13 protein-coding genes are annotated in these 16,974 nt (G+C 66.4%); 4 read left to right on the top strand and 9 right to left on the bottom strand.

The window, feature by feature from the left end:
- Window positions 1–117 precede the first annotated feature (117 nt).
- From cobG to cobJ, 4 genes are read left to right on the top strand one after another with little or no spacing between them, the layout of a single operon-like run.
- Entirely contained in the window at window positions 118–1,440 is a 1,323-nt protein-coding gene (gene cobG / locus DM373_RS07590) for a precorrin-3B synthase (RefSeq protein WP_110992949.1), read from the top strand.
- Window positions 1,433–2,059 carry a precorrin-8X methylmutase gene (locus DM373_RS07585; protein ID WP_110992948.1) on the top strand — a complete coding sequence of 209 codons (627 nt, stop codon included), beginning with the start codon at window positions 1,433–1,435 and terminating at the stop codon, window positions 2,057–2,059. The genes cobG and DM373_RS07585 overlap by 8 nt, the downstream gene beginning before the upstream one ends.
- Window positions 2,056–2,790 carry a precorrin-2 C(20)-methyltransferase gene (locus tag DM373_RS07580; RefSeq protein WP_110992947.1) on the top strand — a complete coding sequence of 245 codons (735 nt, stop codon included), beginning with the start codon at window positions 2,056–2,058 and terminating at the stop codon, window positions 2,788–2,790. The genes DM373_RS07585 and DM373_RS07580 overlap by 4 nt, the downstream gene beginning before the upstream one ends.
- On the top strand, window positions 2,787–4,478 hold the full coding sequence (gene cobJ, locus DM373_RS07575) for a precorrin-3B C(17)-methyltransferase (RefSeq protein ID WP_110992946.1): 1,692 nt from the start codon (window positions 2,787–2,789) through the stop codon (window positions 4,476–4,478). Before DM373_RS07580 ends, cobJ begins: the two co-directional genes overlap by 4 nt.
- 96 nt (window positions 4,479–4,574) lie before the next feature.
- Here cobJ and DM373_RS07570 read toward each other — a convergent pair whose 3' ends face one another.
- The 9 genes from DM373_RS07570 to accC all read right to left on the bottom strand — a co-directional run bounded on the left by DM373_RS07570 (window position 4,575) and on the right by accC (window position 16,968).
- The gene (locus DM373_RS07570; protein WP_110992945.1) at window positions 4,575–5,171 is read right to left on the bottom strand and encodes a MarC family protein; all 597 of its coding nucleotides are present in this window, start codon (window positions 5,169–5,171) and stop codon (window positions 4,575–4,577) included.
- A 286-nt stretch (window positions 5,172–5,457) separates the two neighbouring features.
- The gene (locus DM373_RS07565) at window positions 5,458–8,223 is read right to left on the bottom strand and encodes a hybrid sensor histidine kinase/response regulator (RefSeq protein WP_110992944.1); all 2,766 of its coding nucleotides are present in this window, start codon (window positions 8,221–8,223) and stop codon (window positions 5,458–5,460) included.
- Between the two features lie 126 nt (window positions 8,224–8,349).
- On the bottom strand, window positions 8,350–9,645 hold the full coding sequence (gene purD, locus DM373_RS07560) for a phosphoribosylamine--glycine ligase (protein ID WP_110992943.1): 1,296 nt from the start codon (window positions 9,643–9,645) through the stop codon (window positions 8,350–8,352).
- Between the two features lie 133 nt (window positions 9,646–9,778).
- Window positions 9,779–11,386 (bottom strand): bifunctional phosphoribosylaminoimidazolecarboxamide formyltransferase/IMP cyclohydrolase, encoded by a 1,608-nt coding sequence (purH, locus tag DM373_RS07555; protein ID WP_110992942.1) that lies wholly within the window; start codon window positions 11,384–11,386, stop codon window positions 9,779–9,781.
- Window positions 11,387–11,462: 76 nt separating this feature from the next.
- The gene (gene fis / locus DM373_RS07550; protein ID WP_008093076.1) at window positions 11,463–11,783 is read right to left on the bottom strand and encodes a DNA-binding transcriptional regulator Fis; all 321 of its coding nucleotides are present in this window, start codon (window positions 11,781–11,783) and stop codon (window positions 11,463–11,465) included.
- Complete coding sequence (dusB, locus tag DM373_RS07545) at window positions 11,780–12,793, bottom strand: tRNA dihydrouridine synthase DusB (RefSeq protein WP_110992941.1); 1,014 nt, start codon at window positions 12,791–12,793, stop codon at window positions 11,780–11,782. Before dusB ends, fis begins: the two co-directional genes overlap by 4 nt.
- Window positions 12,794–12,968: 175 nt before the next feature.
- Window positions 12,969–14,303 (bottom strand): DUF3426 domain-containing protein, encoded by a 1,335-nt coding sequence (locus DM373_RS07540; protein WP_110992940.1) that lies wholly within the window; start codon window positions 14,301–14,303, stop codon window positions 12,969–12,971.
- Between the two features lie 44 nt (window positions 14,304–14,347).
- Complete coding sequence (gene prmA / locus DM373_RS07535) at window positions 14,348–15,226, bottom strand: 50S ribosomal protein L11 methyltransferase (protein WP_110992939.1); 879 nt, start codon at window positions 15,224–15,226, stop codon at window positions 14,348–14,350.
- A 386-nt stretch (window positions 15,227–15,612) separates the two neighbouring features.
- Window positions 15,613–16,968, bottom strand: coding sequence for an acetyl-CoA carboxylase biotin carboxylase subunit (accC, locus tag DM373_RS07530; RefSeq protein WP_110992938.1), 1,356 nt, complete (start codon window positions 16,966–16,968; stop codon window positions 15,613–15,615).
- Window positions 16,969–16,974: the final 6 nt, after the last annotated feature.

The following is a 16,974-nucleotide window of genomic DNA, read 5'->3' as shown; positions in this document are numbered from 1 at the left end:
GCGACGCGGTTCAGGATTTCTAATCAATCGCAGCAGATGCTCGACCACCGGCTTTTCATGCCGCCGAGCAAAGCAGGCATAATACCGCGCCTTCTACACTGAAGCGCACCTTCACGATTGCCGGATGCCCCTTTGAAGCAGGCCCAGCCCCCCAACATTACGCCTCGTCCCTCGGCCTGCCCGGGGTTGTGGCGCGTCGTCGCCGCGCGCGATGGCGGCATCTGCCGGATCAAACTGCCCGGCGGCCTGCTGCTGGCTGACCAGGCCGAGGCGGTGGCCGACGCCGCCGAGCGCTTCGCTGGCGGCGTGATCGAGGCTACCAACCGCGCCAATCTGCAGATCCGTGGCATCGGCAACGACCACCGCGGGCTGGTCGAGTACCTGCTGGCGGCGGGCCTGGGCCCGCGCGAGGCGGCCGGCGACGATGTGCGCAACCTGATGCTCAGCCCGCTGGCCGGGCTCGACCCCAGCATGCTGTTCGACACCCGGCCATTGGCCGGGCAGATCCTCGACCTGCTTGAAGGCACGCCACGCTTCCATGAGCTGTCGGCCAAGTTCGCCGTGCAGCTCGACGGCGGCGAAGGGCTGGCGATGCTCGAACACCCCCATGACCTGTGGCTGTCCGCCGCACGGCTGGAGCAGCGCACCTGGCTGATGTTCGGCCTGGCGGGCTGCCCGGTCGACCCACCAGTGGGCGCGGTGCCGGTGGAACAGGGGGTGGCGCTGGTCTGGGCAGTGCTTGCGCGCTTTCTCGACCTGGCCACGCCCGAGCAGTCGCGCATGCGTCAGTTGCTGGCGACTTGCAGCGTCGAGCAGTTCATCGACGGGCTGGACATCCGCCGCGACGCTGCCGTGTCGAGCTGGCGGCGCGCCCAGGCACCGGATGCCTGGCTGGGCGTGTTGGCGCAAGGTCAAGGCGTGGCCCTCGGCGTGGCCCCGCCGTTGGGGCGCCTGACGCCGGCCATGCTGCGTGGCGCTGCGCACATCGCCCGGCAGTGGGGTGACGGTAGCCTGCGCCTGAGCCCCTGGCAGAGCCTGGTGCTGACCTCGCTCGCCCAGGAATCCATCGGCCAGGCCCGCGATCAGCTCGCGGCGCTGGGCCTGCTCTGCGCCCCTGACCAGCCACTGGCCCGTGTCACCGCCTGCACGGGCTCCAGCGGCTGTGCCAAGGCCCTGGCCGACACCAAGGCCGATGCCGTTGCCCTGGCCGCCCGCCTGCAGCGTGGCGCCCCTGCCAGCGTGCACCTGTCCGCCTGCCCCCGTTCCTGCGCCGTGGCCCATGTCGCCCCGGCCACCTTGCTGGCCTGCGCCCCGGGCCGCTACGACCTTTACCTGCGCGATGCGCGCCTGCCGGGTTTCGGCAGGCTGCGCGCCGCCAACCTCACCCCAGAAGAAGCAGGCGCCATGCTCGACCTGCCGACGGAGCACCTTGATGATTGATTACATCCGCGATGGTCAGGAGATCTATCGCAATTCCTTCCGCATCATTCGCGAGGAGGCCCGGCTCGAGCGCATTCCTGCCGACCTGGAGAAGCTCGCCGTGCGCGTGATCCATGCCTGCGGCATGGTCGAGGCCATCGACGGCCTGCAGTTCTCCGAGGGCGCCGGCACCGCCGGGCGTGAAGCCCTGGCCAAGGGGGCGCCGATCCTGTGTGACGCGCACATGGTCGCCGAAGGCATCACCCGCGCGCGCCTGCCGGCGAACAACCCGGTGATCTGCACCCTGCGCGACCCCAGCGTGCCGGAGCTGGCCAAGGCCGAGGGCAACACCCGCTCGGCGGTGGCCCTGGAACTGTGGCGCCCGCACCTGGAAGGCAGCGTGGTGGTGATCGGCAACGCGCCGACCGCGTTGTTCTACCTGCTGGAAATGATCGATGCCGGTGCCCCCAAGCCTGCGCTGATCCTTGGCTTCCCGGTCGGCTTCGTCGGTGCCGCCGAGTCCAAGGCCATGCTCGCCGCCGACAGCCGCGGCGTGCCCTTCGTGATCATGCAGGGCCGCCTGGGCGGCAGCGCCATGGCCGCCGCAGCGGTCAATGCCCTCGCCACGGAGGTGGAATGATGCAGGCTCGCGGACGACTGCTGGGCCTGGGCGTGGGCCCGGGCGACCCCGAACTGATCACGGTCAAGGCCCTGCGCCTGCTGCGTGAAGCGCCGGTGGTGGCGTACTTCGTGGCCAAGGGCAAGCGTGGCAACGCCTTCGGCATCATCGAGGCGCACCTGCAGGCCGAGCAGACCCTGCTGCCGCTGGTGTACCCGGTGACCACCGAAGCGCTGCCGGCACCGCTGTCCTACGAGCAGGTGATCAGCGACTTCTACGACGAAGCCAGTGTGCAGGTGGCCGAACACCTCGACGCCGGCCGCGATGTGGCGGTGATCTGCGAGGGCGACCCGTTCTTCTACGGCTCCTACATGTACCTGCATGACCGCCTGGCGTCGCGCTACGAGGCCCAGGTGATCCCGGGTGTCTGCTCGATGCTCGGGGGGGCCTCGGTGCTGGGCGCGCCGCTGGTGTATCGCAACCAGACCCTGACCGTGCTCTCCGGCGTGCTGCCTGCCGACGAACTCAAGCGTCGCCTGGCCGATGCCGATGCGGCGGTGATCATGAAGCTGGGGCGCAACTTCCCCAAGGTTCGCCAGGCCCTCACCGAACTGGGCATGGATGGCCGCGCGCTGTACGTCGAGCGTGCGACCATGGCCAACCAGAAAATCGTGGCGCTGGACGAGGTGGACCCACAGTCCTCACCGTACTTCTCGCTGATCATCGTGCCGGGTGAAAAATGGCAGGGATGAACAACGCACCGGCCATCGTCATTCTCGGCCCCGGCAGCCTGGCGACCGCGCAGCGCATCCAGCAACGTTATCCACAGGCCGTGATCCATGGTCTGCAAGGGCGCGTTGAGGGGGCAGACTGTTACTACAGCGCATTCGGCGACGCCCTGCGGGCCCTGTATCGGCAGGACACCCCGATCATCGCGCTGTGCGCGGCCGGTATCGTGATCCGCACCCTGGCGCCGCTGCTCGACGAGAAAGGCAGCGAGCCGCCGGTGCTGGCCGTGGCCGAGGACGGCAGCGCCGTGGTGCCGCTGCTCGGTGGGCTGGGCGGGGTCAATGTCATGGCCCGGGAAATCGCCGAGGCACTGGGCGTTAATGCCGCGATCACCACCAGCGGTGAGCTGCGTTTCGGCACCTGCCTGCTCAATCCGCCAGAGGGCTATGCCTTGGCGGACCTGGAGCAGGGCAAGCGCTTCGTCTCCGACCTGCTGGCCGGGGAAACGCTGCGCATCGAAGGCGATGCACCCTGGCTCGACCGTGCCCAGCTGCCCGTCAGCGACAACGCGCAGCGCACCCTGCATGTGGGCAGTGCGGCGCGCCCGGCCAACCGGGATGAGCTGGTGATCCATGCCCGTTGCGTGGTGGTGGCGGTTGCCGCCGGTGGCGCCGACCTGGCCCGGCAGGTGCGTGAAGCCTTGCAGGCGGCGGGTATCGCCGAAGCGGCGCTGGCCTGCTTGCTGGCAAGCGAAGCCGACATGGCCGCGCCGGCGTTGCACGAGGCTGCGCAAAGCCTGAACCTTGCCCTACGCTTCGCCCCTGCTGCCAGCAGCCTTGAACAGATGCTGGCCGATACGCTGCCACAGGCACGGGTCGAAACCCATGCCGGGTTGGCTGTGGCGGTGGCTGCCATGCCGGTCGACAGCGCGCAACTGGGGCGCCGTCGTGGCCGCCTGGCCGTGATCGGCCTGGGCCCTGGCGCCGCCGAGTTGATGGTGCCGGCGGTCAAGGCCGAACTGGCGCGGGCCCAGGACGTGCTGGGCTATGAAACCTACGTGCGCATGGCCGGCCCGTTCCGCGACGACCAGGTGCTGCACTGCACCGACAACCGCGAAGAAATGCAGCGTGCCCGCCATGCGTTCGAGCTGGCGGCGCAAGGGCGCTCGGTGGTGGTGGTGTCGTCGGGCGACCCGGGCGTGTTCGCCATGGCTGCCGCGGTGCTCGAGGCGCTGCACGAATCCAGTGACCCGGCCTGGCAGCGGGTCGACCTTGAGATCCTGCCGGGCGTCTCTGCCTCCTTGGCCACCGCCGCACAAGCCGGGGCACCCTTGGGCCACGACTTCTGCGTGATGTCGCTGTCGGACAACCTCAAGCCGTGGTCGATCATCGAGAAGCGCCTCGACCTGGCGGCCCAGGCCGACCTGGTGCTGGCGTTCTACAACCCGATCTCCAGGTCGCGGCCGCATCAGCTGGGCCATGCACTGGAAGTGGTGCGCCGCCATCGCCAGGCGCATACGCCGGTGGTGCTGGGGCGTGACATCGGGCGCCCGGGGCAGACCCTGAGGACGGTCACGCTGGGCGAGCTGGTGCCCGAGATGGTCGACATGCGCACCATGGTGCTGGTCGGCTCGTCGACCACCTGCACCTTCCCCCGTGCCGACGGCAACCAGTGGGTCTACACGCCACGCTGGTACCCCGCCAAAGCCTGACCTGCTGAACGGCACATTCTTGCCTGCATAGTCTTCGAGTCTCACCCGGCATCTGCCGGGTTCTGACTCAAGGATATCTTCGAGATCCGAGGCGCGTTACGGCAGCATGTAGCCCTTGATCCCGGTGAAGATGATCTGCGCCGCCAGGGCGCAGACGAACAGGCCCATCAGCCGGCTGACGATCTGCAGGCCCTGGTCGCCGAGCAGGCGTTCAATGCGGTGCGAGAGGTACAGCACCAGGCCGACGGTGAAGCTGGCCAGGGCGATACTGACGATGGCCAGCAGCTTATCGTCCCAGTGCGGTTGGCCCACTCCCATCACCAACAGCGCACCGATGGTGCCCGGGCCGACGGTCAGCGGGATGGTCAGCGGCACGATGGTCACGTCCTGCTGCACATTGTCGGTCTGGATCGCCGACTTGCCCTGGGCCATGGCCAGCGCCGAGATGAACAGCACCGAACCTGCGCCGATACGGAAGGCGTCGGCGGTGATGCCGAACACGCCGAAGATCACCCGCCCGAACAGGTACAAAAGCACGCTGGCGATGAGCGTGGCGATGGCCACGCGCCAGGCCAGTTGCTTGCGCTCTTTGCTGGAGTGGCCACGGGTCAGGCTGATGAAGCACGACAGCACGAAGAACGGGCTGTAGAGCACGAGCATTTTCAGGTAGACGCTGAACAACTCATGGAGCATGGGGGAGGGTCCGTGGCGGGAGCAGGTGCGGGCAAGTGTATCAGCAGGTTTGACGGCTGTTGGGGCCGCTTCGCGCCCCTATCGCCGGCAAGTCGCAGCGGCGAACCGCGGCTCCGACAGGAACAGCACAAGGCTTGAGGTCGGCGCGGCCAGTGTGGGAGCAACTGTCTTTTGTTGTCAGTGCTGGCCTCATCGCTGGCAAGCCAGCTCCCACAGGGACGATGCTTGCCTCGAGGTTGGCGCGGTCAGTGTGGGAGCCGGCTTGCCGGCGATAGGGCCTGCCGCATCACTCGAGAGGCGCGGTGACCACCTGGCGCTGCCCCGCCCAGAACTGGATCAGCTCACGCAACTGCGACAGCTCCACCGGCTTGGCCATGTGCCCGTCCATGCCGGCCAGGCGTGCGCGCTCCTTGTGTTCGGCGAGGATGTGCGCGGTCAGCGCCACCACCGGGGTGCGCGGGCGCTGGTTGGCGGTTTCCCAGGCACGCAGCAGTTGCGTGGCGGAGAAACCGTCGAGCACCGGCATTTCGCAGTCCATCAGCACCAGGTCGTAGCGCTTGGCTTTCATCGCCTGCAGGGCCTCTTCACCGTTGCTGGCGGTGTCCGGTTCGAGGTTGAGCTTGCCAAGCATGCCGCGGATGACCTTGGTCGAGATGCTGTTGTCCTCGGCCACCAGGACGCGGAAGTCGTGCGGCAGGTCCAGGGGCTGCTGGATGCCCGGTGGCATTGGCGGCGCGGCCAGTTCGCGGCCGCGCAGGGCCAGCTCTTCGGCCAGGGTGGTCTTGAGCGTGTAGCCGGCCACGGGCTTGGCCAGGATGCGCTTGACCCCGGCATTGCGGGCGATGACCTTGCTCGGCGCGTTGCTGATGCCGGTGAGCATGACCACCAGGATGTCGTGGTTCAGGCTTGGGTCTTCCTTGATCTTCGCCGCCAGCTGCATGCCGGTCATGCCGGGCATGTTCTGGTCGAGCAGCACCACGTCGAAATAGTCGCGCAGGTGCGCCTTGGTGCGCAGCAGGGCCAGCGCCTCCTTGCCGGAAGGCACGGCGCTGACGTTCATGCCCCAGGCGCTGCATTGCTGCACCAGGACCTTGCGGCAGGTGTCGTTGTCGTCGACCACCAGCACCCGCGCGTCGCGCAGCGGGCTGTCGAGGTCGGTCGGCGGTTGCTCCAGGCGGTGCGGGTCCAGCGGCAACGTCAGCCACAGGGTGTTGCCCATGCTGGTGCTGGTCTTGATGCCGAACTCACCCTGCATCAGGCCGATCAATTGCTTGGCGATCACCAGCCCGAGGTGGCCGCCGAGCTTGTTGCTGGAGAGGAAGTGGCGGCTGTGCAGTTCTGCCTGCAGCAGGGCGTCGCGCTCGGCCGGCGCCATGGGGGCGCCGCTGTCCTGCACGGCAATGCGCAGGCGCGGGGTGTCGCCGCGCTGGTCGAGGGCCACCACCAGCAGGATCTCGCCCTGTTCGGTGTTCTTCAGGGCATTGTCGAGCAGGCTCGACAGGGCCTGGCGCAGGCGGGTCGGGTCGCCGCTGACCACCCGTGGCACCTGTGGCTGGGTGAAACTGATCAGCTCGATGTTCTGCTGCTCGGCCTTGGCCCGGAAGATGTTCAGGCAGTCTTCGATCAAGGCGTTGAGGTCGAACTGCACGTCGTCCAGTTCGATCTGCCGCGATTCGAGCTTGGAGATGTCGAGGATTTCGTTGATCAGCGTGAGCAGTTCGTTGCCGGCGCTGTGGATGGTCTGCACGTAGTCGCGCTGCTTGACCGACAGTGGCGTGCCCAGCAGCAGCTCGGTCATGCCCAGCACGCCGTTCATGGGGGTGCGGATCTCGTGGCTGATCTTGGCCAGGAACTCGGCCTTGGCGTTGATCTCGGCGTCGCTGGCGGCCAGGGCACGGCTGGCGCGGAAGCGCTCTTCGCTGATGCGCCGCAGGCGCTCGCTGACGGCCAGGTTGAGCAACAGGCCGCTGACCACCGTCAGCACCATCAGGATGCACAGCAGCCAGGGTGTGGAGGTACGCGTGAGGCCGAGCAGTGCCGGCAGCAGCACCAGGCCGCCGATGTTGTACACCAGCATGGCCAGGGCAAACAGCCGCGCCGGCCCGTAGCCCTTGTACCAGTGATAGCTGCTGACCAGCAGCATGCTCAGGCTGCCCAGGGCCATCAGGGCGTAGGTCATCAGGTTCAACGGCAGGGTGTCGACGAACAGCAGCACCAGGCCACTGACAGCGGCCACCAGCATCTCTGCGTGCAGCAGGCGGTTCACCCGTGCCGAGCTGCAGGGCGCGAAGAAATGCAGGGTGAAGTAGAGCCCGGAAAGCCCGGCCAGCACCAGGGTCAGGTAGGCGGCTGGGGTCTGGGCGCTGTACCACAGGTGCCACCAGGGGCCGCTGAGGTTGAGCAGGATGAGTGCGCTGAGCAGCATCAGGGCGTGGTAGAGCGCCAGCAGCAGGGTGGTGCTGGAGCGGGTGTAAGCGAAGCGGATCAGGTTGTGCAGGATCAGCATCACCAGGCCGCCGAACAACAGGCCGAACAGCAGCGGCTGGCGCTGGTCGGCGGCGGCCTCGGCGGCAGGTTCCAGGCTGATGGCCGGGCGCAACTGGTGTTCCGACACCAGCCGCAGGTATACATCCACCGCCTGGCTGCTGCGTGGCAGTGGCAACACGTGGTCGCTGCCATTGACCGACAGCGTGCTGGTCTCGCCCTGGCGCCCGTGGTGCAGCTGGCGCAGCAGCTTGCCGCCTTCGAGGGCGTAGAGGTCGATGCGTGACAGGTCGGGGGCGAAGATGCGCAGCAACTGCTCCTGCTCGCCAGGTTCCAGGCGGTAGTGCAGCCACAGGGCCTGGTCGGGGAGGGCGGCGTCCAGTTCGTCCAGCGGCAGGGGGCTGAACTGGTTGCGGTAACGCTCGGAGCGCACGTCGGAAAGCTGCAGATTGGCCTGTTCGTCGAGCAGCACCGACCAGCCGCCGGCGTCTTCGGCCGCAGCCGGGAGCAGGCAGAACAGGGTCAGCAGGCTGATGATCAGGGCTGTGGCAATCCGAAGCCGACGCACGACGAAATCCCTTCTTAGCTAATGTGCCGGATAGCAACTATGCGCGGCGCGCCAAGGCGAAGGCAAGGCCCCGCAGGGCCCTGCCGACGAGCCGAGGGCCGTGCGCGACGGCCCTGGGCTTGAGCATTACTGCTGGTGTTCACCGCGCTCGCGGGCAATGGCCCGGTAGCCGATGTCGCTGCGGTAGAAGCTGCCTTCCCACTTGACCTCCTTGGTCAGGCGGTAGGCCTGTTGCTGGGCGGCCTCGACGGTATCGCCCATGGCGGTGGCGCAGAGCACGCGGCCACCGGCGGTGACCACCTGGCCATCCTTGAGCGCGGTACCGGCATGGAACACCTTGCCTTCGAGCTTGGCGGCAGCGTCCAGGCCGCTGATCGCAGCGCCCTTGGCGTAGTCACCCGGGTAGCCACCGGCAGCCAGCACCACGCCCAGGCTCGGGCGCGGGTCCCACTGCGCTTCGACTTTGTCCAGGGCCTTGGCGAAGGCGGCTTCGATCAGCAGCACCAGGCTCGACTCCAGGCGCAGCATGACTGGCTGGGTTTCCGGGTCGCCGAAGCGGCAGTTGAATTCGATGACCTTGGGGTTGCCCGCCTTGTCGATCATCAGGCCCGCGTAGAGGAAGCCGGTGTAGACGTTGCCTTCTTCGGCCATGCCGCGCACGGTCGGCCAGATCACCTGGTCCATCACGCGCTGGTGCACGTCGGCGGTGACCACCGGGGCCGGGGAATAAGCGCCCATGCCACCGGTGTTCGGGCCGGTGTCCTGGTCGCCGACACGCTTGTGGTCCTGGCTGGTGGCCATCGGCAGCACGTTGTGGCCGTCGACCATGACGATGAAGCTGGCTTCCTCGCCGTCGAGGAACTCTTCGATCACCACGCGCGAGCCGGCTTCACCGAAGGCATTGCCGGCGAGCATGTCGCGCACGGCGTCTTCGGCTTCCTGCAGGGTCATGGCGACGATCACGCCTTTACCGGCGGCCAGGCCGTCGGCCTTGATCACGATCGGTGCGCCTTTTTCACGCAGATAAGCCAGGGCCGGCTCGATCTCGGTGAAGTTCTGGTAGTCGGCGGTCGGGATCTTGTGGCGGGCCAGGAAGTCCTTGGTGAAGGCCTTGGAGCCTTCCAGCTGGGCAGCGCCCTTGGTCGGGCCGAAGCAGTCCAGGCCGCGGCTGCGGAACAGGTCGACCACGCCGATGACCAGCGGCGCCTCGGGGCCGACGATGGTCAGGTCGACGTTCTTTTCGGCGAAGTCGGCCAGTTGCTCCAGGGCGGTCACGTCGATGGCGACGTTTTCGCACTTGGCTTCGGTGGCGGTGCCGGCGTTGCCTGGCGCCACGAAGACTTTCTCGACCCGTGGGTCCTGGGCGACTTTCCAGGCCAGGGCGTGCTCACGGCCGCCGCTGCCGATGATCAAAACTTTCATGTCAAAACCTCTGTTTGTCGGCGACCCCCCCGGCCTGTGGGAGCGGGTTCACCCGCGAATACGGCGGTGAACCCAGCATCGCATTCGCGGGTAAACCCGCTCCCACAGGGGATGGGGTCAGCCAGGCATCTGATTAATGGCGGAAGTGGCGCATGCCGGTGAATACCATCGCGATACCAGCTTCGTCGGCAGCGGCGATGACTTCGGCATCGCGCATCGAGCCACCCGGCTGGATAACCGCGCTGATACCCACTTTAGCCGCGTTGTCGATGCCGTCACGGAACGGGAAGAACGCATCCGAGGCCATGACCGCACCCTGTACCTGCAGGCCGGCATGTTCGGCCTTGATGGCAGCGATACGCGCCGAGTTGACGCGGCTCATCTGGCCGGCGCCAACACCGATGGTCTGGCGCTGCTTGGCGTAGACGATGGCGTTGGACTTGACGAACTTGGCCACTTTCCAGGCAAACACCAGGTCGTGGACTTCCTGTTCGGTCGGCGCGCGCTTGGTGACGATCTTCAGGTCATCGGCAGTGATCATGCCGATATCGCGGCTCTGCACCAGCAGGCCACCGTTGACGCGCTTGAAGTCCCAACCGGCGGCACGCTCGGCTGGCCACTCGCCGCACTCCAGCAGGCGTACGTTCTGCTTGGCGGCCACGACGTCGCGGGCGGCCTGGGAGATTTTCGGGGCGATGATCACTTCGACGAACTGGCGGTCGACGATGGCTTGCGCCGTTTCGCCATCCAGCTCGCGGTTGAAGGCGATGATGCCGCCGAAGGCCGATTCGGTGTCGGTGGCGTAGGCCAGGTCGTAGGCCTTGCGGATGCCGCCTTCGTTTTCCGGCACCACTGCGACGCCGCACGGGTTGGCGTGCTTGACGATGACGCAGGCCGGCTTGACGAAGCTCTTCACGCATTCCAGCGCGGCGTCGGTGTCGGCCACGTTGTTGAACGACAGCTCCTTGCCTTGCAGCTGGATGGCGCTGGAGATGCTGGCTTCGCCTTTCTTCGCTTCAACGTAGAACGCCGCGCTCTGGTGCGGGTTCTCGCCGTAGCGCATTTCCTGGGCCTTGACGAACTGGCTGTTGAAGGTGCGCGGGAACTCGCTGCGGCCTTCGGTGGACAGGGTGTCCTGGGTCTGGTCGATGCTGCCCATGTAGTTGGCGATCATGCCGTCGTAGGCGGCGGTGTGCTCGAACGCCTTGAGCATCAGGTCGAAACGCTGGGCGTAGGTCAGGCCGCCGGCCTTCAGGCCTTCGACGATACCGGCGTAGTCGCTGGCGTTGACCACGATGGCCACGTCTTTGTGGTTCTTGGCTGCCGAACGGACCATGGTCGGGCCGCCGATGTCGATGTTCTCGATGGCGGTCGGCAGGTCGCAACCCGGCTTGCTGATGGTGGCTTCGAACGGGTACAGGTTGACCGCGACCAGGTCGATCGGCTTGATGCCGTGCTCGTTCATGATGGCGTCGTCGGTGCCGCGACGGCCGAGGATGCCGCCGTGGATCTTCGGATGCAGGGTCTTGACCCGGCCGTCCATCATTTCGGCGAAGCCGGTGTAGTCGGCCACTTCCACCGCGTTGACGCCGTTGTCCTTGAGCAGCTTGTAGGTGCCGCCGGTGGACAGGATCTCGACACCGAGCTGTTGCAGCTCACGGGCGAATTCGAGGATCCCGGTCTTGTCGGAGACGCTGATCAAAGCGCGGCGGATCGGCAGGCGGGTAGTCTGGTCGGTCATTTCAGATTCCATAACGCGGTGGAGTCAGCAAAAAAGGCGCCTCGTTACGAGCGCCTTTTTGGTTGGGGTTCTGGCCTTACAACAGATCGTACTGCTTGAGTTTCTTGCGCAGCGTGCCTCGGTTGAGCCCGAGCATCTCGCTGGCCTTGGTCTGGTTGCCCTTGACGTAGTTCATCACGCTTTCGAGCAGGGGCGCCTCGACTTCGGAGAGCACCAGGTTGTACACGTCCGTGACGGTAGCGCCTTCCAGGTGGGCGAAGTAGTTGTGCAGCGCCTTCTCGACGCTGTCGCGCAGGGTCTGGCCCTCCTCGCTCGGCGTGTTCAGGTGCTGCTTGAGGTTGGCGTTATCGCTCACGGGCGTTGTTCCACTCACTAATGTCTCGGTCATCATCGTCATGCGGCCACCCCTTGTTCGTCCTCTGTCCCAAGGCTCTGTCGACGTTCGGCGAAATAAGCCTGAACGTTGGCGCACTGCGCTTGTGTGTCTTGCAAAGCGTTGAACTGGCTGCGGAACTCCTTGCCGCCAGGTCGGGTTGCCAGGTACCAGCCAACGTGCTTGCGGGCGATCCGCACGCCCATCACATCGCCGTAGAAGGCATGCAACGCGGCCAGGTGTTCCAGCAGAATGCGTTCCACTTCATCCAGCGCAGGGGCGGGCAGGTGCTCGCCAGTGCGCAGGTAATGCTCGATCTCGCGGAAAATCCACGGCCGCCCCTGGGCGGCACGGCCGATCAGCAGGCCGTCGACCCCGGTGGCGTCCAGCACCGCCCGGGCCTTTTCCGGCGAGGTGATGTCGCCGTTGGCGAATACCGGGATCGACACCGCCTGCTTGATCGCGGCGATGGTGTCGTACTCGGCGTCACCGGTGTACAGGTCGGCGCGTGTGCGGCCATGCACCGCCAGCGCCTGGATGCCGGCCTGTTCGGCGATCTTCGCCACGTTCAGGCCGTTCTTGTTCGCCCGGTCCCAGCCGGTGCGGATCTTCAGGGTCACCGGCACCTCGACAGCGCCGACCACGGCGTGGAGGATCTCGCTGACCAGCGCTTCGTCTCTCAATAAAGCAGAGCCGGCGGCCTTGTTGCAGACTTTTTTCGCCGGGCAACCCATGTTGATGTCGATGATCTGGGCGCCGGCTTCGACGTTGGCCCGTGCAGCGGCTGCCATCATCTGCGCATCACCGCCGGCGATCTGTACCGAGCGCGGCTCGGGATCGCCTTCGTGGATGCGGCGCAGGCTCGACTTGCGGCTGTTCCACAGGCTCATGTCGCTGGATACCATTTCCGACACCACCATGCCCGCCCCCAGGCGCTTGCACAGCGTACGGAAAGGTTGGTCCGTGACCCCGGCCATTGGCGCAAGGATCAGGTTGTTGTGCAGTGTGTATGGGCCGATGCGTACCGCCGACATAGGTGTTCCCTGTTGTGGGGCCGAATCATTGGAGTCGAAAAAGGGTGGGCATAATACCCGCTCTCGATGACCGGATAAAGATGAATCTGGATAAAATCTGAACAGTTGCGGCGTTATGCCCAGGGGTTTGGGACAGCCGGTTGGCGCCGGTGACCCGGCGCCGGGCAGGGCCGGATCACTCCGGCGAGCGGAAGCTCAGGCTGTAGTTCACCGCCTTGGGCCCCGGGTCGAGGATGTCCAGGGCGATGTGGATCGGCGTCTGGCTGGGCATCTCGCCACGGCCTGCCAGCTCCCCCGACAGATACTCGCTGGGCTTGAAGCGCCGGCTGGCGATCAGCTGGCCATTGAGGTCGGCGAAACGCAGCTCCAGCAGCGGGAAAGGCTGGGCGAAGGGGGCGCGGTTGTAGATGATCGCATCGACGATCAGCGCGCCTTTGAAGTCAGGGTGGCTGCGCACCACCAGGTTGCTGCTCTTGATCCGCGAGATGTCGACGCGGGTCGGCACCTGGCAGCCGACCATCGGGCACAGCTGCTGGAACCACGGGCGGTACTGGTCCTGGCGAGCCATTTCGTCGAAGTGGTACCAGATGTACTGGAATGCCAGCAAACCGGCCGCCAGCAGCGTCAGCAGCCCCCACAACAGGCGCTTGCCCCAGTTCGGCGCGGGTTTTTCCCAGCCCAGTTGCAAGGGGTCGTCGACTACATCGACCAGCGGTTCCTTGCGCGCGCGCTCGGGTTTGAGCGCCAGGCTCGGCTCCACACGCTCGCCGGGCTGTTCGTCCAGTTCGTCTGCATCGCGGGCCGACAGGCGTTCGCTGCGCAGGTCGTCGTCCCGTGCCGACAGGCCTGGCTCGGGGAGCGGCTCGTCGCGGCTGGACAAGCGCTCGACCGGCGTGTCGAGCTCATCATCGAGTGGCGGGCGGCTGACGGCCGGTTCGTCGTCCAGGTCGAGCTCGGCGCTGCCCAGGGTCGGTTCGGTGCGCTCGTCGGCAGCCGGCTCCAGGTCCAGCGGCTCCTGTTCGACCAGTACCGGCGCCTCGGAGTGCTGCGCCACGGGCTCGACAGGGTCGTCGGTGGCGGTGCCGAATGGCTCGTCGCTGTGTTCGTCGACGCCGTGCTCGTCACGGCTGGCATGCAAGGTGGGCGCTGGCGAGGCGGCCCGCCGGTCGCCGGGGCTGCGCCGTTCCAGGCGAGCCAGCTCCTGATCGAGGTCGAAGTCTTCCAGCGCCTCGGCGGTGCTGGCCCAGTCTTGCTTGACCGGCGGCACCGGCTCGATGGCCGGCGCCGCAGCCTGTGCCACGACCGGCTCGGGCGCCTGCTCAGGCTCGGCGGCCGGGGCGGCTGGCTGCCCCGTCGCCGCGCGATTCTGCTCCAGCAACTGCTTGGCGGCGTTGAACACCTGCAGGCAGTTGCCGCAGCGCACCACGCCCCGCGCCACGCTCAACTGGTGATGGGTGACGCGAAAGCTGGTCTGGCAATGTGGGCACTGGGTGACGAAACTGTCGGTCATGCGGCGATCCGGGGGGGCTGTGCAGGTGTTGAGTCTAGGCGCGCTTAGCGGCGACGACCACTGATCCGTACCCAGCCATCGCGCACGACGATCGGGTCCAGGTCGAAGTCGGCGGCGTAGGCCGCGGCCACTTCCTCGCCCTGTTCGGCAAGGATGCCCGACAGTGCCAGCAGGCCGCCGGGGCGTACCAGACCGGACAGTTGCGGCGCCAGCGCCACCAGGGGGCCGGCCAGGATGTTGGCGACCAGCACGTCGGCCTGCATGGCCGGCATGTGTTCGGGCAGGTACAGGGGGAACCTGTCGTCGGCGATGCCATTGCGCTGGGCATTGTCGCGCGAGGCTTCCAGCGCCTGCACGTCGATGTCGGTGCCGACCGCTTCACGGGCGCCGAGCAGCAGCGCGGCGATGGCGAGGATGCCCGAGCCGCAGCCGAAGTCCAGCACCTGGGTGCCTTGCAGCTGTTGGCCGTCGAGCCATTCCAGGCACAGGGCAGTGGTCGGGTGGGTGCCGGTGCCGAACGCCAGGCCCGGGTCGAGCAGCAGGTTGACCGCGTCCTTTTCCGGCGCCTCGTGCCAGCTCGGCACGATCCACAGGCGCTGGCCGAAGCGCATGGGCTGGAAACCGTCCATCCAGCTGCGTTCCCAATCCTGGTCCTCGATCACCTCGGCCTGGTGCTCGGGCAGTGCGGCGCCGGTCAGCAGGCTCAGATGGGCGAATACCGCGTCGGGCTGGGTGTCAGCCTCGAACAGCGCCAGCAGGTGGGTGTGCGACCACAGCGGGGTGGTGTTGAGGTCCGGTTCGAAGATCGGCTGGTCTTCGGCGTCCATGAAGGTCACCGATACAGCCCCCACTTCCAGCAGGGCGTCTTCGTAGGTTTCGGCTTGTTCCGGGCTGATGGCCAGGCGTACTTGCAGCCAGGGCATGGCGGGCACCTTTGGTAAATCGACAGGGGCAGCCCGAGGCTGCGCGAAAGGGCGCCAGTTTACGTCAGGCGGGCGCTAAAAGGGAGTGAGGTGGCGAGTGGGGCATAGCAATAGATACCGCGGATACGTCCTTGGTCAGCGTCAGGCAGCAGGTACCCGCGCAACTGCTGGCCTGGCAGAAGCAGCCGGTCGTAGTCGCCTGGCCGTTCACGTCCAGGCATAGGTGCCTTGTGCGGCCTATCGCTGGCAAGCCAGCTCCCACAGGGTCATGCGATCTTCTGTGGGAGCCGGCTTGCCGGCGATTGGGGCGCGCAGCGGCCCCGGGTTTTCTCGGGCCATAAAAAACCCCGGCACTGGGCCGGGGTTCTTTCATCTCGCTAACGCGATCACTCCTGGTTGGCCAGTTTGTGCTCGAGGTAGTGGATGTTGACGCCGCCTTTGCAGAAACCTTCATCACGCACCAGGTCGCGGTGCAGCGGGATGTTGGTCTTGATGCCGTCGACGACGATCTCGTCCAGGGCATTGCGCATGCGCGCCATGGCTTCGTCGCGGTCCTTGCCGTAGGTGATCAGCTTGCCGATCAGCGAGTCGTAGTTCGGCGGAACCGAATAACCGCTGTACAGGTGCGAGTCGACGCGAACGCCGTTGCCACCCGGGGCGTGGAAGTGCTTGACCTTGCCTGGGCTCGGGATGAACTTCTTCGGGTCTTCGGCGTTGATCCGGCACTCCAGCGAGTGACCGCGGATCACCACGTCTTCCTGGCGGAACGACAGCTTGTTGCCAGCGGCGATGCTCAGCATCTCCTTGACGATGTCGATGCCGGTGACCATTTCCGAAACCGGGTGCTCGACCTGGACGCGGGTGTTCATCTCGATGAAGTAGAAGCGGCCGTTCTCGTACAGGAACTCGAAGGTACCGGCACCGCGGTAGCCGATCTCGATGCACGCGTCGACGCAACGCTTGAACACTTCCTGGCGGGCCTTCTCGTCGATGCCCGGGGCCGGCGCTTCTTCGAGAACCTTCTGGTGACGGCGCTGCAGCGAGCAGTCACGGTCGCCCAGGTGCACGGCGTTGCCCTGGCCGTCGGACAGTACCTGCACTTCCACGTGACGTGGGTTGGTCAGGAACTTCTCCAGGTAGACCATCGGGTTGCCGAACGCAGCACCGGCTTCGGTGCGGGTCAGCTTGGCCGATTCGATCAGGTCTTCTTCCTTGTGCACCACGCGCATGCCGCGACCACCACCGCCACCGGCGGCCTTGATGATCACCGGGTAACCCACCTCGCGGGCGATTGCCAGCGCGGTTTCTTCGTCTTCCGGCAGCGGGCCGTCGGAGCCCGGAACGGTCGGCACGCCCGACTTGATCATGGCGTCCTTGGCCGACACCTTGTCGCCCATCAGGCGGATGGTGTCGGCTTTCGGGCCGATGAAGATGTAGCCGGAGTTTTCCACCTGCTCGGCGAAATCGGCGTTTTCCGCGAGGAAGCCGTAACCCGGGTGGATGGCAGTGGCGCCTGTCACTTCAGCAGCGGCGATGATCGCCGGGATGTGCAGGTAGGATTCCTTGGACGGCGCAGGGCCGATGCAGACCGTCTCGTCCGCCAGGCCCAGGTGCATCAGTTCAACGTCGGCCTTGGAGTAGACGGCGACGGTCTTGATGCCCAGCTCTTTGCAGGCACGCAGGATCCGCAGGGCAATTTCCCCGCGGTTGGCGATCAGGACTTTTTCGAGCTTCCCAGACATCGTTGG

The sequence above is a fragment of the Pseudomonas sichuanensis genome, from assembly GCF_003231305.1.
Classification (GTDB): domain Bacteria; phylum Pseudomonadota; class Gammaproteobacteria; order Pseudomonadales; family Pseudomonadaceae; genus Aquipseudomonas; species Aquipseudomonas sichuanensis.
Note: the sequence above shows the minus strand (reverse complement) of the source record. Positions and strands in the feature narration are given on the sequence as shown.

What these genes read in the sequence shown, in the direction of transcription:
- DM373_RS07580 (WP_110992947.1), top strand. Translation starts at nt 2,056, where the DNA reads ATGATGCAGGCTCGCGGACGACTGCTGGGCCTGGGCGTGGGCCCGGGC.
- purD (WP_110992943.1), bottom strand. Translation starts at nt 9,645, where the DNA reads ATGAAAGTTTTGATCATCGGCAGCGGCGGCCGTGAGCACGCCCTGGCC.
- accC (WP_110992938.1), bottom strand. Translation starts at nt 16,968, where the DNA reads ATGTCTGGGAAGCTCGAAAAAGTCCTGATCGCCAACCGCGGGGAAATT.
- fis (WP_008093076.1), bottom strand. Translation starts at nt 11,783, where the DNA reads ATGACGATGATGACCGAGACATTAGTGAGTGGAACAACGCCCGTGAGC.
- DM373_RS07540 (WP_110992940.1), bottom strand. Translation starts at nt 14,303, where the DNA reads ATGACCGACAGTTTCGTCACCCAGTGCCCACATTGCCAGACCAGCTTT.
- dusB (WP_110992941.1), bottom strand. Translation starts at nt 12,793, where the DNA reads ATGTCGGCGGTACGCATCGGCCCATACACACTGCACAACAACCTGATC.
- cobJ (WP_110992946.1), top strand. Translation starts at nt 2,787, where the DNA reads ATGAACAACGCACCGGCCATCGTCATTCTCGGCCCCGGCAGCCTGGCG.
- purH (WP_110992942.1), bottom strand. Translation starts at nt 11,386, where the DNA reads ATGACCGACCAGACTACCCGCCTGCCGATCCGCCGCGCTTTGATCAGC.
- DM373_RS07585 (WP_110992948.1), top strand. Translation starts at nt 1,433, where the DNA reads ATGATTGATTACATCCGCGATGGTCAGGAGATCTATCGCAATTCCTTC.
- DM373_RS07570 (WP_110992945.1), bottom strand. Translation starts at nt 5,171, where the DNA reads ATGCTCCATGAGTTGTTCAGCGTCTACCTGAAAATGCTCGTGCTCTAC.
- prmA (WP_110992939.1), bottom strand. Translation starts at nt 15,226, where the DNA reads ATGCCCTGGCTGCAAGTACGCCTGGCCATCAGCCCGGAACAAGCCGAA.